A 4,691-nucleotide genomic window follows, 5' to 3' on the forward strand; every position below is an offset into this window, starting at 1 on the left:
CTGCAATACTGGCTCGATGAATCCACGGGCGAATGGCGACAATACGACGTGCCGTTGCACGCGGAGCTTGAACATTGGAACGGCTGGCTGTTCGTCACGCCGCGCGAGTCCTACGAAGCGGGCGATACAACCTACGCAAGCGGTTCGCTGCTCGTCATCCGGCGCGACGCCTTCCTGAACGGCGCGCGCAATTTCACCGTGCTGTTCACGCCGGCAGGCCGAAGCGTCCTCGCCGATATCGACTTCACGAAGCACTGGCTGGTGGTGTCGCAGATGGACGATGGGTCGCCACGCGTGGAACTGCTTGGCCCCCCGGCCCGTCTCGAAGGCGAATGGACGCGCCGTCATTTTGCGCTGCCGGCGGCGAGTCAGTCGTACGTGGATTCCATCGACAGCGAACGCGACGACACGGTCCTCATTCACGTCGAACATTTCCTCACGCCGCCGTCGCTGTACTACGCCGATTTCGCGCAGCCGGATAGCGAATGGCAACTGCTCGCGCGTCTTCCCGCTCAATTCGATTCCACCGGTCTCGTTGCCGAGCGGCGTCACGCAACCGCGCCCGATGGCGTCGCGATTCCCTACTGGCTGATCGGCCGCGAGGCGAACATCAAAGGCGAGCAAGCGGCGCCTTGCCTCCTCTACGGATATGGTGGTTTCGAAGTCGCGCTGGACCCGCATTACGACGCGACCACGGGCATTGCTTGGCTGGAGAGCGGCGGCCTCTACGTGGTCGCGAACATCCGTGGCGGCGGAGAATTTGGCCCGGACTGGCATCAGGCCGCGCAACGCGAGAAACGCCAGGTGTCGTTCAACGATTTCTTTGCCGTCGCGCAAGCGCTAGTGGAGTCGGGCGTGACGACATCGAAACAGCTTGCCATTCGTGGCGGCAGTAACGGCGGCTTGCTCACTGGCGTTGCCATGGTCCAGCGGCCGGAATTGTTTGGCGCGGTGTTGTCGGAGGTGCCGCTGCTCGATATGGCGCGCTTTCATTTGCTGTTGCAGGGCGCATCGTGGATCGATGAATACGGCGACCCCGACGATGCCCGGGACCTGCGGTTCCTGATGACTTATTCGCCGTATCAAAACATTGAGGCAAACGCCAAGTATCCGCCGGCGTTGTTCACGTCATCGGCGACCGATGATCGCGTGCATCCCGGCCACGCTCGCAAGATGGCTGCGCGGATGCAGGCGCTCGGACACGAAACCGTGTGGTATCTGGAAAACCGGGACGGTGGTCATGGCGCCGGTGTGGAGGCGGAAGCCATCGCGCGGGTGGAAGCAACGGCGTTCACGTTTGTGCGCAGGATGATCGGAGGGTAATCACCGCTGGGCTCGAAGATGGAAAGGTTAGGCGGTTCTACTTGCGGCGAGCGTGGCCGCAGGTAGAACTAACCCCCCATCACCTCGGCACCGGCGTCTCATGCCAGCGCAACACCAGCGTGCGTCCGACAAACGTCAACACGCCCGTCACGCCGATCACAATTCCCATCCCATGCGGCGTGCCATCGTGCAATAACCCCACAGCGAGGCTAGCCACCGCCCCCAGCGCCAACTGCACGGCCCCGAATACGGCTGCAGCCGCGCCTGCGTTATGCGGGTATCGATGCATCAGGTCAGTCGTGCAGTTCGCCGACAGCAAGCCCACGACGCCCACCACAAAGAACAGGCACGCAACGATCGACCACAACCCGCCCCATCCGGTGAGACACACAAGCGCCGTGGCAAGCGCTGCAATCACGCTGACAAACGAGGCCAGGGAGATCAACTTCAGCGATCCCACCCGCCCGACCAGCCGCGTATTCACCACGTTCCAACTGATGATCCCGATAATATTCAGGCCGAAGAAAAACCCGTAATGCTGCGGCTTCACATGAAAGTAATCGATATAAACAAAAGGCGTCGCGGTGATATACGCGAACATCGAGGCGAACGCCATCCCGCCGCATAACGTGTGGCCCCACGTGACAGGATCGGAGAGAAGCCGTCCGTAGGCCGCGAACGAGCGCCCAAGCGCCGAACTCGCGCGTTTCTCGCGCGGCCACGTTTCCGGCACACGCAGATACGTCGTCACGGCACAGGTCACGCCGAACAGCGTCAGCGCAACAAATACCGCGCGCCAGCCGCCCAGCAGCAACAATTGCCCACCTATCAACGGCGCAAGCAAGGGCCCGATCGAGGTGACGATCGCAAGCATCGACAGGACCCGGGCGGCATCGCTAGGGGCGTGAGCATCGCGTGCGATTGCACGGGCCAGAACCGACGCCGACCCCGCGCCAAGCGCCTGTAAAAAGCGAAAGGCAACGAGCGAATCAATGGAATACGACAGCGCGCAACCGATGCTCGCGAGCGCATAAAGCACAATGCCACCGAGCAGAATCGGGCGTCTGCCATAGGCATCGGATAGCGGGCCATAGACGAGCATGCCAAGCGAAAAACCCAGCATGAAACTGGTCAGCGTGATCTGCGCGGCAGCCGCGGTCGTGCCGAAAGCATTGGCAAGCGACGGCAAGCTGGGCAGATACATATCGATCGACAACGGCCCGCAGGCCGCCAGGGCGCCGAGCAGGAGGATCAGTCGGCGATCGGAACGACGCTTGATGATTTCGGGCATGAGGGACGGGTTGATGATCAGGGAAACCACGCTTTAAAGCAGCCGATATTGTACGCGACCCGTTTTTTCCAGGCTCGACGCCGTTCGCCGTTCAACCGGCCCGACCTGGACGACTCCGGTACAATTTCATCTTGATTTCGTGCTGCCGCGCCAAAGCGCAAGATGCGTCGCATGCCCTCCGGCAGGCACCATCGAAGCGAACGTCCGCAGCCCTCGTCCGCAGAACCCGACACACAGCAGGTCCAGCCATGTCCAGAAACGAAGCCCTCTTCGAACGCGCACAGAAAACCATCCCAGGCGGCGTGAACTCGCCCGTGCGCGCTTTTCGCTCGGTGGGCGGCACGCCGCGCTTTATCGACCGCGCGCAAGGTCCGTATTTCTGGGACGCCGACGAAAAGCGATACATCGACTACATCGGTTCCTGGGGCCCGATGATCCTCGGCCACGTTCACCCGGAAGTGCTCGAAGCGGTGCAGCGCGTGCTGGTCAACGGGTTCTCATTCGGTGCGCCGACCGAAGCCGAGATCGAGATCGCGGAGGAAATCTGCAAACTGGTGCCATCAATGCAGCAGGTGCGCATGGTGTCGAGCGGCACCGAGGCAACCATGAGCGCGCTGCGCCTCGCGCGCGGTTTCACGAATCGCAGCCGGATCGTGAAGTTCGAAGGGTGTTACCACGGCCACGCGGACAGCTTGCTCGTGAAAGCGGGCTCGGGCTTGCTGACGTTCGGCAATCCGACATCGGCAGGCGTTCCCGCCGATATCGCGAAGCACACGACCGTGCTCGAGTACAACAACGTCGAGCAACTGAATGAAGCATTCGCTGCGTTCGGCGCGGAGATCGCGTCGGTGATCGTGGAGCCGGTCGCGGGCAACATGAATCTCGTGAAAGCGACGCCCGAGTTCCTGAAAGCATTGCGCGAACGCTGCGACGAGTACGGCGCGATTCTCATCTTCGACGAAGTGATGTGCGGCTTTCGCGTGGCACTCGGCGGCGCCCAAGAGGTCTACGGCATCAAGGCCGACCTCACGTGTCTCGGCAAGGTGATCGGCGGCGGCATGCCGGCGGCGGCGTTCGGCGGCCGGCGCGAGATCATGGCTCATCTTGCGCCGCTCGGCGGCGTGTACCAGGCGGGAACGCTATCGGGCAATCCAGTCGCAGTCGCGGCTGGTTTGAAAACCTTGCAATTGATCCAGGCGCCCGGTTTCTACGAGCAACTCTCGGCACAGACCCGCCGCCTCACCAATGGGCTCAACGTCGCGGCCCGTGAAGCCAAGGTAGCCTTCACGGCCGATGCCATCGGCGGCATGTTCGGCCTCTACTTCGCCGAAAACGTCCCGGCGAGCTTCGCCCAGGTCATGCAAGGCGACACGAAGCGCTTCAACCGTTTCTTCCACGCCATGCTCGATGCCGGCGTGTACTTCGCGCCATCGGCGTTCGAGGCGGGATTCGTATCGATAGCCCACGACAACGCCGTGATCGACGCGACACTCGACGCCGCGCGCGGCGCCTTCGCTTCGTTAGCGACCTAGACCATAAAGCCGCCATGTTCTCGCAGACTGATTTCTCGCACATGGACCGCGCGCTGACGCTGGCGGCGCGTGGCATGTTCACGACCACGCCCAACCCGCGCGTCGGCTGCGTGCTGGTGAAGAATGGCGATGTGATCGGCGAAGGGTTCACACAACCGGCCGGCCAGGATCACGCGGAAATCCGCGCGTTGAAGGATGCGCGCTCGCGGGGCCATGATCCTCGCGGTGCTACCGCTTACGTGACGCTCGAACCATGCAGCCATTTCGGCCGCACGCCGCCCTGCGTGCACGCGCTGATTGACGCGCGCGTGGCCAAGGTAATCGCCGCAATGGAAGATCCGAATCCGGCCGTGTCCGGACGTGGACTTGCCATCTTGCGCGATGCCGGTATCGACGTTCGCTGCGGGCTTCTGGCCAACGAGGCGCATGAGTTGAACATCGGCTTTGTGTCGCGCATGACGCGTCATCGCCCGTGGGTGCGCATGAAGGTTGCCGCCACGCTCGACGGGCGCACGGGCCTTCCGAGCGGCGAGAGTCAATGGATC

The 4,691-nt window shown here is 62.7% G+C and carries 4 protein-coding genes; 3 read left to right on the top strand and 1 reads right to left on the bottom strand.

Going from position 1 to position 4,691, the window contains the following annotated elements:
- On the top strand, nucleotides 1-1,323 hold a 1,323-nt coding region (locus tag WCA53_RS08325), incomplete at its 5' end, for a prolyl oligopeptidase family serine peptidase (protein WP_423907882.1).
- A 79-nt stretch (nucleotides 1,324-1,402) separates the two neighbouring features.
- Here WCA53_RS08325 and WCA53_RS08330 read toward each other — a convergent pair.
- Nucleotides 1,403-2,614: a Bcr/CflA family multidrug efflux MFS transporter gene (locus WCA53_RS08330; RefSeq protein ID WP_423907888.1), complete on the bottom strand. Its 1,212-nt coding sequence runs from the start codon at nucleotides 2,612-2,614 to the stop codon at nucleotides 1,403-1,405.
- A 248-nt stretch (nucleotides 2,615-2,862) separates the two neighbouring features.
- Between WCA53_RS08330 and hemL the strand changes: the two genes are divergently transcribed.
- Nucleotides 2,863-4,146: a glutamate-1-semialdehyde 2,1-aminomutase gene (gene hemL, locus WCA53_RS08335; RefSeq protein ID WP_423907884.1), complete on the top strand. Its 1,284-nt coding sequence runs from the start codon at nucleotides 2,863-2,865 to the stop codon at nucleotides 4,144-4,146.
- A 14-nt stretch (nucleotides 4,147-4,160) separates the two neighbouring features.
- The coding region (gene ribD, locus WCA53_RS08340; protein WP_423907886.1) for a bifunctional diaminohydroxyphosphoribosylaminopyrimidine deaminase/5-amino-6-(5-phosphoribosylamino)uracil reductase RibD at nucleotides 4,161-4,691 on the top strand (531 nt) is incomplete at its 3' end.

This window comes from Caballeronia sp., from assembly GCF_049581465.1.
Classification (GTDB): Bacteria; Pseudomonadota; Gammaproteobacteria; order Burkholderiales; family Burkholderiaceae; genus Caballeronia.

Bases quoted from the DNA above. Each gene is read 5' to 3' on its own strand.
- WCA53_RS08330 (WP_423907888.1), bottom strand. From the start codon at position 2,614: ATGCCCGAAATCATCAAGCGTCGTTCCGATCGCCGACTGATCCTCCTG.
- hemL (WP_423907884.1), top strand. From the start codon at position 2,863: ATGTCCAGAAACGAAGCCCTCTTCGAACGCGCACAGAAAACCATCCCA.